Origin of the sequence: Litoreibacter halocynthiae (genome assembly GCF_004365635.1) — a bacterium.
In the GTDB taxonomy this organism is placed as follows: domain Bacteria; phylum Pseudomonadota; class Alphaproteobacteria; order Rhodobacterales; family Rhodobacteraceae; genus Litoreibacter; species Litoreibacter halocynthiae.
The window spans coordinates 568,805-583,272 of the sequence record NZ_SOBH01000002.1 but is presented as its reverse complement, the minus strand read 5'-3'; the positions used below and the strand labels follow the sequence as shown (position 1 = coordinate 583,272).

Annotated in this window: 14 protein-coding genes; 10 read left to right on the top strand and 4 right to left on the bottom strand. The window is 59.7% G+C overall.

The genetic code is table 11. The features are described 5' to 3' along the window. Positions 1-53: 53 nt before the first annotated feature. Together BDE40_RS10130 and BDE40_RS10125 are read right to left on the bottom strand one after the other, a co-directional pair. Complete coding sequence (locus BDE40_RS10130; RefSeq protein ID WP_134014442.1) at positions 54-2,096, bottom strand: vWA domain-containing protein; 2,043 nt, start codon at positions 2,094-2,096, stop codon at positions 54-56. Then, the gene (locus BDE40_RS10125; protein ID WP_134014441.1) at positions 2,097-2,633 is read right to left on the bottom strand and encodes an RNA polymerase sigma factor; all 537 of its coding nucleotides are present in this window, start codon (positions 2,631-2,633) and stop codon (positions 2,097-2,099) included. It lies immediately after the preceding gene. Positions 2,634-2,692: 59 nt separating this feature from the next. Between BDE40_RS10125 and BDE40_RS10120 the strand changes: the two genes are divergently transcribed. From BDE40_RS10120 to BDE40_RS10075, 10 genes are all read left to right on the top strand, one after another. Then, a complete protein-coding gene (locus BDE40_RS10120; protein WP_134014440.1) occupies positions 2,693-3,484 on the top strand; it encodes an alpha/beta hydrolase in 792 nt (263 codons plus the stop codon). 120 nt (positions 3,485-3,604) lie between these two features. After that, entirely contained in the window at positions 3,605-4,681 is a 1,077-nt protein-coding gene (locus BDE40_RS10115) for a coiled-coil domain-containing protein (protein WP_134014439.1), read from the top strand. Between the two features lie 69 nt (positions 4,682-4,750). Further along, positions 4,751-5,026 (top strand): hypothetical protein, encoded by a 276-nt coding sequence (locus tag BDE40_RS10110; RefSeq protein WP_134014438.1) that lies wholly within the window; start codon positions 4,751-4,753, stop codon positions 5,024-5,026. Between the two features lies 1 nt (position 5,027). After that, positions 5,028-6,158 (top strand): hypothetical protein, encoded by a 1,131-nt coding sequence (locus BDE40_RS10105; protein WP_134014437.1) that lies wholly within the window; start codon positions 5,028-5,030, stop codon positions 6,156-6,158. Positions 6,159-6,188: 30 nt separating this feature from the next. After that, positions 6,189-8,120, top strand: a complete 1,932-nt coding sequence (locus tag BDE40_RS10100) for an ATP-binding protein (protein ID WP_134014436.1) — start codon at positions 6,189-6,191, stop codon at positions 8,118-8,120. Position 8,121: 1 nt separating this feature from the next. Further along, positions 8,122-8,583, top strand: coding sequence for a hypothetical protein (locus tag BDE40_RS10095; protein WP_134014435.1), 462 nt, complete (start codon positions 8,122-8,124; stop codon positions 8,581-8,583). Between the two features lie 51 nt (positions 8,584-8,634). After that, a complete protein-coding gene (locus BDE40_RS10090; RefSeq protein WP_134014434.1) occupies positions 8,635-8,874 on the top strand; it encodes a hypothetical protein in 240 nt (79 codons plus the stop codon). Then, positions 8,871-10,229, top strand: coding sequence for a DUF6638 family protein (locus BDE40_RS10085; protein WP_134014433.1), 1,359 nt, complete (start codon positions 8,871-8,873; stop codon positions 10,227-10,229). Before BDE40_RS10090 ends, BDE40_RS10085 begins: the two co-directional genes overlap by 4 nt. Continuing rightward, entirely contained in the window at positions 10,226-10,495 is a 270-nt protein-coding gene (locus BDE40_RS10080) for a hypothetical protein (RefSeq protein WP_342775008.1), read from the top strand. The genes BDE40_RS10085 and BDE40_RS10080 overlap by 4 nt, the downstream gene beginning before the upstream one ends. Positions 10,496-10,510: 15 nt before the next feature. After that, a complete protein-coding gene (locus tag BDE40_RS10075; RefSeq protein ID WP_134014734.1) occupies positions 10,511-11,164 on the top strand; it encodes a DUF1523 family protein in 654 nt (217 codons plus the stop codon). 12 nt (positions 11,165-11,176) lie between these two features. Here the strand turns inward: BDE40_RS10075 and BDE40_RS10070 are convergent, their stop codons facing one another. Together BDE40_RS10070 and deoC are read right to left on the bottom strand one after the other, a co-directional pair. Beyond that, entirely contained in the window at positions 11,177-13,477 is a 2,301-nt protein-coding gene (locus BDE40_RS10070; protein ID WP_134014432.1) for an aldehyde dehydrogenase family protein, read from the bottom strand. A 4-nt stretch (positions 13,478-13,481) separates the two neighbouring features. Beyond that, complete coding sequence (gene deoC / locus BDE40_RS10065) at positions 13,482-14,468, bottom strand: deoxyribose-phosphate aldolase (protein WP_246030410.1); 987 nt, start codon at positions 14,466-14,468, stop codon at positions 13,482-13,484.

Sequence of the window (14,468 nt, the reverse complement as noted above, 5' to 3'; positions counted from 1 at the left end):
GTTTTAGAGCCCCGATGCCGTATTGGCCTCGGGGCTTTTTTTGCTTTTCGGGGTTAGTTTGGTGACAAGCTCTGCGCCAATCGCATCAGCTTTACGGCTTCGGCGCGATAGCCGAATTCATCATCGCCCTTATTGGCATTGGCCAGCGCAATGGCGTCGGAATATCCCCACTCGCGAAGTGCTGTGTTGCCGCGCAGCAGTTGGCCGAAGCCTGCGATAGCAGCGCTGAACGCGGCTTCTGAGCCTACGTCGCCTGTGCCGACCGGCACGACTTCTTCCAGCAACTTGCTTTGCGTCGCGCCGGGTTCTTTGTAGCGCAGGCGCAAGAAGGCCAGATCGGAAGTGTTGCCGTCCGCCGCGACAGTGCCAAAGCGCAGCGGGTCGGTCAGAACGGCGTCAGAGCCGACGGGCGTTACCTCGTAGAGGGCGGTCACGGTATGGCCCGCACCGATCTCTCCGGCGTCCACTTTGTCGTTGTTGAAATCCTCGCGTTTCAGTGCGCGGGTCTCGTAGCCGATCAACCGGTATTCGGCGACGGTTGCGGGATTGAACTCCACCTGAATTTTGACGTCTTGGGCGATGGCGAACATTGCGCCTGACAACTGGTCCACCAGCACCTTCTGCGCCTCGGCCAGCGTGTCGATATAGGCGGCTTGGCCGTTGCCGTTCTGGGCGAGCGTTTGCATCAATGCGTCGTTCACGTTGCCGCGTCCGAAGCCGAACACCGACAGGTAGGTGCCGGATTTGCGCTTCTGTTCCACGAAGCCTTTCAACTCTGCGTCGGATTGCATCCCGACGTTGAAATCGCCGTCGGTGGCGAGCAGGACGCGGGACACCTCGCCGTCGCGGCTCATCTGGTCTGCCAAGGCATAAGCCGCGCGCAGCCCTTCACCGCCAGCGGTCGATCCACCTGCGGAGAGGCGTAGCAATGCATCCTCGATCTTGCGCCGCTCGGACGCTTTGGTCGGCTCCAAGACGGTGCCAGCGGAGCCGGCATAGGTGACAATTGCAACCTCATCCTCCGGCCGCAATTGTCCCAGCATCAGGCGGAAGCTTTGCACCAGAAGGGGCAGCTTGTTGGCGTCTTGCATGGAGCCGGAGGTGTCTAGCAGGAACACCAGATTAAGCGGTGGACGCTCTTCCACCCGAGCGCCTTGAATGGCGATGTGCATCAGTTGGGTGTCGGGGCTCCACGGCGTTTCACTTACCGTCACGGTTTGCTGGAACGGCACATCGCCCTCGGGTGCAGGGTAGGCGTAGGGGAAGTAGTTCACCAACTCCTCGACGCGCACGGATTTGGGGTCGGGAAGTTGTCCACGCGACAGACTGGAGCGCAGCCAAGAGTAACTGGCAGTGTCCACGTCGATGGAGAAGGTGGAGACCGGTTCTTCGGAGGTGACCTTCAACGGGTTCGGCGTGGCGTCCGGGAACTGATCGTTGGATTGCGCGATCTGTGGTTGAGGGAGGCGGTCGCGCAGGGGGGCTGCGTTTGAGGCAGTCAAGCCACTGGGGGCCGCGCCTTCGATTGCGGTCACCCCCATGGACCGTGCCAATCGTTTAGAGCTTGGCGCGGGGGGCGCAACTGCGGACCCGACTGTATCGGCCATGGTGGTTGTTCCGAAATCGCCGGTTACGAATAGCTCCGCCTCTGCTTCAAGCGGGGCTTCTACCAGTTCCGCGATAGGGGTTTCGGGCCTTTCGGCGACTTTGGCGAGCGCGGGTTGCTCGGCTGCAACGTCAACTTCAGGGGCCATAACCGGAGGTACGAGCGGCTCACTGCTAGTTACCGGCGCTTGATCCGAGCGCATCAAGGGCATCGTCAGCACAACACCCACACCAATAATCACCAGTGAGGATGTCGCCAACATCATTGGCTTCAAATTCGGTTTCATAAACATCTGTCCAAGTCCTTTCAGAAGGCCCGTCCGTTGCGGGCTGGTATCTGTAGGACGTGCGGCGGTGGCCGATCCTTGGAGATTGGCGAAATTTTCTTCGGCCACGCGTAATGCCGCTTCCTTCGAAGCCTCATCCGACGCGGGGGTTGCGTCGCGCAGGGCGGCGCGGAGCTTGTCTAGTTCATCTTTAAATTCGGGCATCTATCTGGCCTCCTCTGTGGCCATTTCGCGCAAGTGGCGCTTCACTTCCGACATGCGCCACGCGATTGTTCCTTCCGACAGGCCCATGACCTCGGCGGCTTGGGCTTGCGTCAAATCCTCGCCAAGTGTCAGCGCCACAGTTTCGCGTAGCTCTGGCGGCAGGGCGCGCATGGCGGTGGTCAGCCAGTCTTGTGCTTGCGCAGCTTCCGCAGCCTCGGCAGCGCGGCGGGTGTAGTCTTGCCCCCATCCCTCGCGAGCGGTGCGGCGGCGTTGCGCCTTGCGGGCACGATCCGTCGCGGCGTTCAGCGTCACGCGGTAAAGCCATGTGGTAAACCGCGCGTCGGAGCGGAAGCCGCGCAGCTTGGCGGGCAGGGCGGCGAGGATGTCGTGGGTCAGGTCCTCGGCATCGGCCTTATGTCCCGTCAGCCGCCATGACAGGCGGAACAACCGGTCGTAGTGGCGGCGTGCCAGCAGGCCGAATGCCTCGCTGTCCCCGTCACTGGCGGCTTGCGCCAAGGCCTCGTCGCTGGTTTTCATACGCATAGTGATGGTAGGACGCATGGGCGGCGTCAATCCTTGGAAAAAAGTTGAGAAAAATGACGAAAACCCGGCAAGAGCTTGATTTGGAATATGAAAACGGTGGATTTATTCCTGATGCCCAAAGCTATGCGGATGCCTGGGAAGCGGCGTCGGTGGCGTTTCGGGTGGCCCATGCGGGCGACTATGACGTGGCTTATGGTGACCATGAGCGAGCGAAGTTCGACCTGATACGGCCTGAAGGCACCCCTAAGGGCCTGTTCGTGTTCGTGCATGGCGGCTACTGGCTGCAACGGCATAAGGACGACTGGACCTGCTATGGTGAGGGGGCTTTCAACGCTGGGTGGGCGATTGCGCATCCGGGCTATCCGCTGGCGCCAGAGGCTCGGATTGGCGAAATCACAGCCCATATCGCGCAAGCCGTCACGGCGCTGGCGGCACGGGTAGAGGGGCCGATTGTGCTCGCGGGGCATTCCGCAGGCGGGCATCTGGTGGCGCGAATGGCGATGGCGGGAGTTTTACCGAAGGACGTTGCGGACAGGCTTTCGCATGTGTTGTCGATATCGCCCGTCTCGGACCTGCGCCCGTTGCTGCCCTTGACCATGAACGACACGCTGCGGCTTGATGAGGCGGAGGCCGAGGCGGAAAGCCCCGCCTTGGGCAAGCCGTTGGACGTGCCGATTACCGTGGTGGTCGGCGCACAGGAGCGCCCAGTATTTCTGGATCAGGCCCGCTGGCTGTCGGAGGCATGGGGCGCGAAGCAGATGATCCTGCCCGGTCGGCACCATTTTGATGTGATTGACGGGTTGCGGGACGCGGATAGCCCGATGATGAAGGCGGCGCTTGGCTAATTTACCCGCTGCGCCCTTTTTCCTATGGCGCGGGGCGGGTTTGGCGTGGCAAACTCTTTAAAACTGCAATTCTTGCCATTATGTAAATGGTAATAACATTTGAACGAGGGGATATTATCTATGGCCAATTTTGACGCGCAAGTCCGTGAAAGCCAAGAGCAAGTAGCTGAAGCGCAAGCGAAAATTGCTGAAATGACGAGCAAGATCGAAAGCGCTCGCGCCAAGATAGAAGCTGGCGACGTGCTGGAACTGGACATCGAAAACGCCTCGCTGGAGGATGTGCACGCGCACACCGCTGCCATGGACGCCAACATTGCAGAGCTGATCATGGGTCTGGACGACGTGACCTCCGGCTTTTCCGAGGACTTTTCCGCCATGCGCGACAAGACCGGCTGGGAAAGCTTCGTTGGCATCTTCTCGCAAGGCAAATCCGAAAGCCTGCGCCAAGAGCGCATGCGCACGGCGTCGATTGACGACAAGCTGCAAGACCTGATCGGGAAATCCGACACTATCGTGGCGCTGCTGCAAGGGCAGTTGGCTGTCCTGAACGAGCAAAAGGAAAAGGTTGAAACCAACCTGACCGTGACCCTCGATGACCGTGAATTTACCGTGGGCGAGTTGGAAACCTTGCGTGCGGAAGTCGTTGCGATGGACCCTGCGATTATCGAGCTGGAGAACAAAATCTCGGTCGAGCAGGACGCCGCTGCGCGTACCAAGCTGGAGACTAAACTGGCCGAGTTGAACACGCTTTATAACGAGAAGGTGCAGGCGGAGCAGGTCAAACTTGCCAAAAGCCAAACGCTGGAACGCTATATCGAGCAGGGCAAGACCTGGATCGACTCGCTGCAAAATCAGGCGGCGACGCAGATGGTGCTGATCAACAAGCTGGAAACCGACACCAAGCAACGCGTGGTGCTGTATGACGCGCTGACCAAATCGTTGAAAACGGCGCAGCAGCAGGACGTGGCGCACAAGATCAACGAGATTGGCGTGAAAACCGACCAAGAGGCGCAATCCGCCATGGCTGGCATCGGTGCGGCCACCAACGCGCGCATGTCCGAAATGATGGAAGCCCATGAGGACCAAATGGTCTTCGCCCGCAAGGTGCTGGAGCAGAAGGCGAAAGCGGATGAGCGCTTCGCGCGGCGGTTCGAGAAGATCGTCGAGAAGCACGACAAGAACCTGTATGGGGCCTAAGCCCAGGTGTCTCTAAAAGGCATGAGATTTGAAACTTGGTTGCGCACATTCGCGAGCCTATGGACGTTAATGATTGCTCTTGTCGCTATCTATTTGCTGCTGTTTTACGGGGTCTTAAAAGCAGTTCCATTTTTGACTTGGCTTGGTGTTTCTTCTGATGCGAGGACGACAATAGAAGAAGTTTTGTTCATGTTAGGTTTTTTTGGTACGTCGTTTCTTATCTTTTCCGGAGCTAGGTCGGTCTTGAAGGCAGCCGAACGACGCCAAATCGACCGATTTTCTGATGCACTTCGATTTGCATTTCGGCCGACCTTCAAGCTTTTTGGAAAGGGCGTTGGGATTTAAGATGACTGAAGACCTCAACCTCACCGCTGACCACTCCGGCCTGACCGACGACCTCGCAGCACGGCGGTATTTCTCCAAGTTCGAACGGATCACCGGCCATCTGGCCCGCGTGGCCGCCGAGATGGAAGTGGAGCGGACGTTCTCCAAATCGGATGTCGGCATCATCTCGGAATACGTGACGCGGATTGCGCAGACCTTTCGCGCGCTCAGCCACAAGTATTTGCTGACGGGACGCGATACCGGCGTGTTCTTCGGCTCGCTGTCGATTGACCGCCACGAGAGCGGGTTTCCAGTTTTTGCAGAACTGATGAAGATGGCCAATGACGCGCAGCAGGCCAAGGCGCATCTGTCGGGAATGCGCTCGGTCGAGGAGTTGAAAGACGAGATGGTGCGCCAGATCGTGGGCGATCTGACCGTGCCGACCAAGCTGCAATACGCCATGTCGCAGCGGCTGTATTATGAGGCGCTGGCCAAGGGCGGGCTGTTCTGGGCGACCAATGATCCGCAGGCGCTTTGGACCGGTAACACGGACGAGCGGCGCAGCTACCTGTTGCACTGGGCGGTCTATGACAGCCAGCAAAACGTGCCGACGATCTACCTGATGGATGTCGAGGACACGGGGGAAGTGGCGCTGCCCAAAGACGCGCGGCGTTGGCCGTCGGCGCAGGCGCACCTGACCGCGCAAGGCTCGGCAGGGCTTAAGCTGCTGACCATCGCCCAAGGGTTCGATCGTGATTTTGACGATCTGCACCCCAAGCGCCTGCGGCGTGTCCATGTGGGGCCGATGTATTCGTCGGCGTTTACCCAGCAATCCGGCCCGATCCGCGAGGTGCTGGAAGAGGCGCAAGGCCCCGTGGGCGAGGATTGGACGCTGGCATGGACGGTCGAGGACCTCCATTCAGAGCGCACGGAGATGGAGAAGAAGGGCTGGTTCAGCACTGTCGAGCGCGAGATTTTCAAGCTCGACCCGTTCGGCGGACGCGGGGCGGAGACGGGAACGACGAGTATTGAACGCTCGATCATTTTGCCGCAACGCCCGTTTCAGGTGCTGGCAGAGAAGAACCCCGCCGGATTTCATGACGTGCGCAAGTTTGTCGTCAGCCCTGCGGGGCGTGTAGTTTCTTACAGATAGGGCGGGGGTTTACCCGCCAACGGAGATAGAATGAGCCAATCAGCCGATTTGATGGAATTGACCGAAGACGACATCCGCAAGCATTACGCGGCGGCGGTGGCGATGCTGGAGGGCGTGGACCACACGCCGCGCATCGCGAAGGCGAAAGAAACCCCGCAGGCGGAGAAATCCGCAGGGTTGGGCACACGCCGCCGGTTCCGGTCGACCACGCCGGGGCTGGTGACCCGCTCCACCGCGCGGCCCGAGGGCGTGCGGCTGATCGAGCGGGTGGAAGGCGTGGGCGAGGATGTGTTGCCCTCCGCCGTTCAGGCCAGTGTGTTGCGCGGCCTTCGCCGCGCTTTGGCGATTGCACTGGCGGCTGGGGAGGCGTTCTCGGAAGCCACGGGTCTGGCGGAATTGAAGAAGGAAAACCTCGCAGGCCGCGTCGCGGAAGCCCGCCGCGCGGAGTTTGGCGAATTGCTAGCGGCGGAAGCCTTGGCGGTGCTGTTCACCTTTGCCAATGCGACGTCCTTTCTGCTGGCGTCGCAGGCCAGCGAGGTATCGGTGGAGATCGGTGGAGTAGAGGAAATCCTGACCGACAACGCGCAATTGGCCTTGCACGGAGCGCTGTGGGAATTGGACCAAGACCTGACCCTGTTCGCCACGGACGACGCCAAGCTGGTCGCGACCGTTCTGGCCTATGCCGAGCAGGTGATGGAAAAGGTCGCCCTGCGCGCCCAGAACGCGCCGCGACTGGCGGCGTTCAACTCGGCCTCCTACCGTGTCGAGGCGGACAACCTGACGATCAACGGCTTCACCCCCGCCCACGCGGCCAAGGGCACCAAGCTGACGATGACCTTCAAGAAACCGAACGAGGTCGTCGGTAACCATATCGCCAAATACCAGTCGATGAAACTGGCCAAAATGCTGATGGCCTATGATTTCGACCGCAAGCTGAACCCGTTTGCGGAGCTTGGCGGCTTCATCTTCACCTTCATGGGCGACGGTGCGCCGGGGACGGGGAAGACGACGCTGATCCAGATGATGGCGGGGCTGGTGTCTGGCTACTGCGAGACGGCGGGATATCCGTTCCGCTACCAAAACCTTTCGACGGATAATATCGACAGCTATCAGGGCAAGTCCGGCCAGAATGCCAAGGCGTTCATCAACAACGTGATCGATCCGAACGTGATCGGCTTCGGCACCATTGACGACATTGACCAGTTGGCGGGCAAGCGTGGGGATCGTCAGTCCTCCGCCGGTCAGTTGGAGATTACTGCCGTGCTGATGGAAAGCTTCGCGGGCGCCAACACCGTGGTGCGCGGGAATTGCACCTTCGGGATGTTCTCGAACTACCCGGAAAACGTGGATGACGCCCTGCGCCAGCGGGCGGGCGCTCGGTTCCTTGTGGACGGGCCGATCACGCGGGACGACTATATCGACATTCTGGCGCTGCTGATGGGCAAGAACCACGACATTCCCTTGGGGGACCACACGGTTTTTGCCGCGCAGGAAATCAAGAAGGCCGTCGCCGCATCGTTCGAGGGGCACTCGAAGCCGCATGAGGACGGGCTGCTGAGGGTCTATGAGCGGGTGTCGAAGGACATAGGTAGCTTGGATACGATCGCCAAGCTGGGGACATATCTGAAAGGCATCCAAGAGGCCGACCACCGCTTCACCGGCCGCGCGATCAAGAACATCACCGACGCCGTGAAGGTCCGCGCAATGGACTTCGAGCTGCCGGACGAATGGATGGAGGAGCCGGACCTGTTCCTGTTCAAGGGGTATGACGACAAAAAGGCCATGATCCAAGAGCTACGCCAGCCGATCACGGTCGACATGGTGATCCAAGAAATCAACCGCTACGCCGATAGCGAGTTCCGTTATGCCGACAAGTCGGACGAGGTGGCGATTGCAAATATGGTGCGGGAGTTTGGGCTGAGCGAAGAAGCGAAGCGGCGGTATTTGGAGAAGAAGGGGTAGTATGACGTCATCCCGTTACCTTTCGTTGTTACCCTTTCTCATCGGGTTTGTGCCTTCGGTTATACATGCCGAAACAGACTATAACTATCTGGGTAAGACTGGCTATGCTCTCTGGGATTGTGCGGCATTCGCCTCACTCTCTGAAACCGAAGCGAAGCATTTTGAAGAGCTGTTCGCTAAAGGTCACGAGATGCTACATGCGTATGTTTCTGCGGGGAGGGATGGCAAGCTCACTAAGGAGAATACTAGTGAAGTACCCATCGGAATTTCTTGGTATTTTGTTGGTGGGCCCAGTGCGGATTTTTCGATGGGATATATGTGGGCTCAGTTTTCACAGCATGCCTATGATGAAACCTTTCAGGAGGATTTGGAAGCGAACTTTGATCAAAAGAAAGAGCTCCAAGCGGCAACCGCTGCGAACGAATATCGCAAGAAGAACTGTACACTATTGCTGGGGCTTTAACGTAGTGGCTTTAGGTTGGAACAATGCAATGCGAACATGGGCTTAAGCAGTATGAAAGTGCTCCTCCTCCCGATCCTCCTCGCCCCGATCCTGCTCGCATGGGCGGTGACGGCCTACTTGTTCGGTGCTCTCACACCAACGGGCGCGAACTATGCGGGGCATACGGAGGGGTTCGGGGAGATGTTCCTGAGCTTGGCTATCATGTTCTGCATCGCCATATGGGTGGGTGCGCTGTTTAGTTACTTGTTAATCTATCGCCGCGGCGATGGGACGGAGGGGCCTGACGAATGATGCGTTTGATCGAAAAGGGCCTGATGTATGGCAACCTGTTCCATGTGAACGGGCAGGCGATGGCGGACCGGTATAACCGTGCGCTCAAGCATCTGACGGGCAAGGAGACGGGACTGACGGATTTCCACGTCGATATCTCCGGCTACGCGCCGGAGGTGGGCGAGGAGCTGGGCGACCATCTGTATCTGAACCCCAAGGGCTGCAACCGGCAGTTCATCCTGCTGTCGACCGAGCAGAAAACCGCGCCGCTGCTGGAGGCGAAGTTTTCCACTTCGCGCGGGATATTGCGGCAGTTCATCGACGCCAACGAGGCGCAATTGTTCGCCCTGACCGCGCGGGACGCGGTGGCGGGGGAGTTGGTGAACTCGGTCTATAGCGTGACCAAGCCTGCGCATTTGTTCGACATTCGCAAGATACGGGTGGAGGCCGACACGACCTCCGGCGTGGTGGCGGATGCGGGGAAGCTGGACGGGATGATCGCGGAGTTTCGCGCGCGTGACGATGCGTGGTGGGACGATGTGCTGATCGCTGATATGATCAAACTGGCCCACAAAACGGGCGACGTGACGCGGGTGCCGATCAAGCTGGGCCATGCGGAATACGAGCAGGAGAATTTCTGGACCTCGCATTTCGGCGGGCTCTATGCGTTCCGCGACATGGAGAAACCGGCGGTGATCTCCATGTCCGAGGATGATCTGGGCAATCTGCCCGTGGGCCAGGGCGGGGCGGCCATTGGCGCGTCGGAGCGCACGAAGATTGCAAAGTTTCTGGACGACAACGAACTAGTGGAACCTATCGTCAAGGCACGTGGCGTGGATGCGGTGGCGATCCTGCGCCAGAAGCTGGATTTCATTGTTGTGGACGTCGCGGCGACGATGGAGGCCGATCTGAGCCAAGTGCGCCGTACCGACCTGCGTTCCTTGGCGCGTCGCTATTCGGACCTGTTGCCGCCGGAGTTTCACACTCTGGGCAAGCTGTTGCGCTGGGCCGAAGGGGGCGGGGCGTGGCCGCGCATCTCGTCCAATGATCCCGCCTATTTCTACACGCTAAGGGCCAAGCCGCATCAGGACCGCGACTTGGTGAATATGCTGCTGTCCGAGCTGTCACTTCTGGACGTGCGGCAATTGTTCATTTGCCACAAGGAATTGTTCTACGCGCGCTACCGCACATGGCCGGACCAGAAGAGGGCTTTTGTGGCTGATTTCCTTGCAAGGGAGTATCAGGTCGACAAAGCTGGCGCGCGCGAGGCCTTGTTCGGCAGCGGTGACGCGCCTATGGAAGAGCCGCCGCAATCTGCACCGCGCGACGTTGTCGAAGTGGTCGGGCCTTGGGGCGCAGTGAGGAGGACACGATGATATTCGCTATTCTACGTCTGTCGCTGGTCGCGTTTATAGTGATGCTGATCGTCTACTTTATCCTGTCGGCGTGGTCGCGTTCTGTACGCCGCGGCAAGCTGGCCGAGGAATGGGACGAAGAGGTGCGAGAGGGGGATCGTGATGCTTTCATCGAGCAGGGGCTTGAGGAGTACGATGGCTCCTTGCGTCGCAAACTTATACTTGGCGTCTTCGTGGTGCCTTACCTCGTGATCGCTGTGCTGGTCTACGTGGTCAACTTTCAATAAGGAGCCTAAGCCATGCTGCGTTGGGTCAAATACGCCATTGTTCTGATTTTCTGGCTGCTTGTGCTTTCGGTGCTCCATTACACCATGCCGCAGCGTGATGTGGTGCGGGTTGTTGGCACCTTTGAGCAGCGCATCGACTATGGCGAAAATTCGTGGTTCTGGGCATCGGGTGATTCCGGCAGTGACGTGACCGGCACCAACCGCGACGTGCTGTTCATCCAGACGATCCAGCAAAACGGCAAGCCGATGGTCTACCGCAATGAGGATACAGGCTGGGGGTGGCCGCCCTATTTCAAGTTCGACACCAAGAACCTGCAAACCGAGGCGGCGGATCTGATTTCGACCAAAGCGGCCCCGCAATGGGCGGTGCTGACCCATTACGGCTGGCGCAACGAATTCTACTCGATCTTCCCGAACGCTGTTGGTATCCGCCCGACGGATGATCCGGATGCGACGCTGATCCCTTGGCTGAACATCATTATCCTGGTCATTCTTGCGGGTATCTGCCTGGGCATTTTCCGCATGTTGCAATGGTTCAAACGCTCCAAGATCGACCCGATTACCGACAGTGTAGGGGAGACTTGGGACGCGGTGGACGACTACGCGGATGAGCGACGCACGGGGTTCCGCGCATGGCTCGACAGTTGGAAAAGCAAGCCCCGCAAGTAGCGGGGCAATGTCTCACTCGCCGTAGGGCACCCAGATGTTTTTCACCTCGGTCGCGGCGTCCAGCATCGCCTTGGCAGCACCAGGGACGGGAGCGATCAACGTGCGTTTCAGGTTGCTTGCCGAGGCGGCTTCGATTGCTGCGGCATGGCTTGGGTCCGAGAAGCTCCAAACCGCGTCGATATCCATATGCGCGCCCATATGGGATGCCATTTCGGCGTGATCTCCTGTCAGCAGGTTGACGACGCCCGCAGGCACGTCAGAGGTTTCCAGCACCTGAATGAAGTCTGTCGCTGCCAATGGGAAGGCCTCGGACGCCGAGGCGACAACGCGGTTGCCCATGGCGATTGCTGGGGCGATGACTTCGATCAAACCCGCCAAGGGGCGCGGGTCGCAGAGGGCGGCGATAACGCCTACCGGTTCCTTCATGGCCAAGGCCACACCACGGATCGGAACGCCATGCACCTGCCCGTCGTATTTGTCGGCCCACGCCGCATAGGTAAACAGCGTTTGAATCGCGCTCTCAACCTCGTCGCGGCCTTGCTTTCCGGTCAGCGCTTTGATGCGGTCGGCAAACTCTGCGCTGCGAGTGGCGAGGTTTTCGGCAAGATAGTACAGAATTTGCGCGCGCAAATGGCCCGTGGTTTTGCTCCAGCCTTTGGCTTTGTGCGCGGCTTCAACGGCGTTGCGCAGGTCCTTGCCGTTGGCCAGTGAGACCTCGCCCAAGGCGTCTCCTTTGGGGCCGTAAACCACGCGGGAATAGCCCCCGTCGGGTCGTGACTGCTTGCCGCCGATATAGAGCTTTGCGGTGCGGTCGATCGGGTCTGACAGGCTACCTTTGCCCTCGAAGGCCGTAACGGGTTTGGCGGGTTTGGGGGCGTCTTTGGCCTTGGTATAGCCCGACAGCCCCTCCCATCCACCTTCGCGCCCGAAGCCGCTTTCGCGCACGCCGCCAAAGCCGGCAGCAGCGTCCATCAGGTTGGTAGAGTTCACCCAGACGATACCCGAAACGAGCTGCGGCGCGATGTCGAGGGCCAAATTTATGTTTTCAGTCCAGACAGTTGCGGCCAGCCCGTAGCGGGTGTCGTTGGCCATAGCGACGGCCTCGGCAGGGGTGCGGAAGGTTGTGGAAACCAACACAGGGCCGAAGATTTCTTCCTGCATGAGTTTGGAGGAAGTGGTCAGGCCGGTGATCAGTGTCGGCGGGTAGAAGCAACCTTCGGGGGCGGTGGTCTGATAGGTTTCGCCCTCTTTATTGCTGGCGACCATATCGGCGATGGTGGCGCGCTGGATCGGGTCCACTATGGCACCGACGTCGATGCATTTGTCCAGCGGATCGCCGATGCGCAGCCCGTCCATGCGGGACTTGAGTTTGCGATAGAAGGTGTCGGCGATGCCTTCCTGCACCAACAGGCGCGAACCCGCGCAGCAGACCTGACCTTGGTTAAACCAGATGGCGTCGACCAGACCCTCAACTGCGCTGTCCAGATCTGCGTCGTCGAAGACGATGTATGGGGATTTGCCACCCAACTCCAGCGACAGGGCCTTGCCGGAACCTGCGGTGGCCTTGCGGATGATGCGACCCACCTCGGTGGAGCCGGTAAAGGCGAGCTTGTCCACATCCGATGCGGTGATCATTTCGCCCACTGCACCGTCACCAGTGACGATGTTCACGACGCCTTTGGGCAGGCCGACCTGATCGCAAATCTCTGCAAAGAGCAGCGCTGTGAGCGAGGTGTATTCGGCTGGCTTCAGCACCACGGTGTTGCCCATCGCCAAAGCGGGGGCGATCTTCCATGCCAGCATCAGCAACGGGAAGTTCCATGGAATGATCTGGCCGCAAACACCCAAGGGTTCGCGGTCGGGCAACTCGGTTTCCATCAGCTGGGCGAAGCCTGCGTGATGGTAGAAGTGGCGTTGTGCCAAAGGAATGTCTATGTCGCGGGACTCGCGGATGGGTTTGCCGTTGTCGAGGGTCTCCAGCACAGCAAACAGCCGCGCGTGTTTCTGCAAGGCACGGGCCAGCGCGTAGAGGTATTTTGCGCGGGTGTGGCCCGACTTCGCCCATGATTTCTGCGCCTTACGGGCCGCGCTCACGGCGGCATCCACATCGTCTTGACGGGCTTGCGACAGGCTTGCCAGTACCTCACCATTTGCGGGATTCTTGGAGGTGAAGTCCTGCATGGGCGGGGTAAATTTGCCGTCGATGAAATGACCGAACTGGCGGTTCTTGGTGTCGAGCCATGCCATGGCCTCGGCAGCACTTTCGGGGGCGGGGCCATAGTCCATCGTCTCTAAAATATTTTTTACGGTCATGTTTTTAGCCCATTGGGTGACGGTAGGAGGCGGAGTAGGCGCCAGTGAGGTGATGTTCGAGCTGACGCTCGATGTCGTTGAGAAGCGACGACGCGCCGAAGCGGAACAGGTCGGGTTGCAACCACCGGTTGCCAAGCTCGTCCTTCATCAGGGCAAGGTAGGTGATTGCGTCCTTGGCCTTGGAGATGCCGCCCGCGGGCTTATAGCCGACATGGAAGCCGGTTGCGTCGAAATAGTCGCGGATGGCGCGGATCATCACGAGGCTGACGGGCAGGGTCGCATTGACGCTTTCTTTACCCGTCGATGTTTTGATGAAATCTGCACCGGCCATCATGCAAATCAGCGACGCGCGCGCCACATTCCGAAGGGAGCCCAGCTCACCAGTTGCCAGAATAGCCTTCACATGGGCGTCGCCGCAGGCTTTGCGGAAGGCTTTCATTTCATCATAAAGCGCTTGCCAGTTTTGGGTCAGCACATGGCGGCGGGAAATGACGATGTCAATTTCGCGCGCGCCAGCCTTCACGCTTTCCTCGATCTCGGCCACGCGCAGGTGGAAGGGGGAGAGGCCGGCGGGGAAACCTGTGGACACTGCGGCGACCGGGATGCCGGAGCCTTGCAGGGCGTCCACGGCTGTTTCGATCATGTCGTGGTAGACGCAGATCGCACCTGTCTGGATGCCGCTGACGCCCAAGGCGTCTTGGATGTCGGCGCGGATCGGTTGGCGGGCCTTGGCGCACAGGCGGCGGACGCGGCCCACGGTGTCGTCACCGGACAGGGTGGTCAGGTCGATGCAGGTCACGGCCTTCAAAAGCCACGCAGCTTGATAGTCCTTCTTGACGCTGCGACGGCCGGGCAGGGTCGCGGCCCGACGCTCGATTGCGGAGGTGTTCGCCTGAACCCGCGCAACCCAGTCGAGGTCTAGCGCCATGCCGGGGTTTCGGGGCAGGTGCACTTGCGGCAACTGCGTTTGGGTTTGTGTCAGGGTGCTCAC

Bases quoted from the DNA above. Each gene is read 5' to 3' on its own strand.
- BDE40_RS10080 (WP_342775008.1), top strand. From the start codon at position 10,226: ATGATATTCGCTATTCTACGTCTGTCGCTGGTCGCGTTTATAGTGATG.
- BDE40_RS10120 (WP_134014440.1), top strand. From the start codon at position 2,693: ATGACGAAAACCCGGCAAGAGCTTGATTTGGAATATGAAAACGGTGGA.
- BDE40_RS10130 (WP_134014442.1), bottom strand. From the start codon at position 2,096: ATGCCCGAATTTAAAGATGAACTAGACAAGCTCCGCGCCGCCCTGCGC.
- BDE40_RS10115 (WP_134014439.1), top strand. From the start codon at position 3,605: ATGGCCAATTTTGACGCGCAAGTCCGTGAAAGCCAAGAGCAAGTAGCT.
- BDE40_RS10095 (WP_134014435.1), top strand. From the start codon at position 8,122: ATGACGTCATCCCGTTACCTTTCGTTGTTACCCTTTCTCATCGGGTTT.
- BDE40_RS10085 (WP_134014433.1), top strand. From the start codon at position 8,871: ATGATGCGTTTGATCGAAAAGGGCCTGATGTATGGCAACCTGTTCCAT.
- BDE40_RS10090 (WP_134014434.1), top strand. From the start codon at position 8,635: ATGAAAGTGCTCCTCCTCCCGATCCTCCTCGCCCCGATCCTGCTCGCA.
- BDE40_RS10070 (WP_134014432.1), bottom strand. From the start codon at position 13,477: ATGACCGTAAAAAATATTTTAGAGACGATGGACTATGGCCCCGCCCCC.
- BDE40_RS10110 (WP_134014438.1), top strand. From the start codon at position 4,751: ATGATTGCTCTTGTCGCTATCTATTTGCTGCTGTTTTACGGGGTCTTA.
- BDE40_RS10125 (WP_134014441.1), bottom strand. From the start codon at position 2,633: ATGAAAACCAGCGACGAGGCCTTGGCGCAAGCCGCCAGTGACGGGGAC.
- BDE40_RS10105 (WP_134014437.1), top strand. From the start codon at position 5,028: ATGACTGAAGACCTCAACCTCACCGCTGACCACTCCGGCCTGACCGAC.
- BDE40_RS10100 (WP_134014436.1), top strand. From the start codon at position 6,189: ATGAGCCAATCAGCCGATTTGATGGAATTGACCGAAGACGACATCCGC.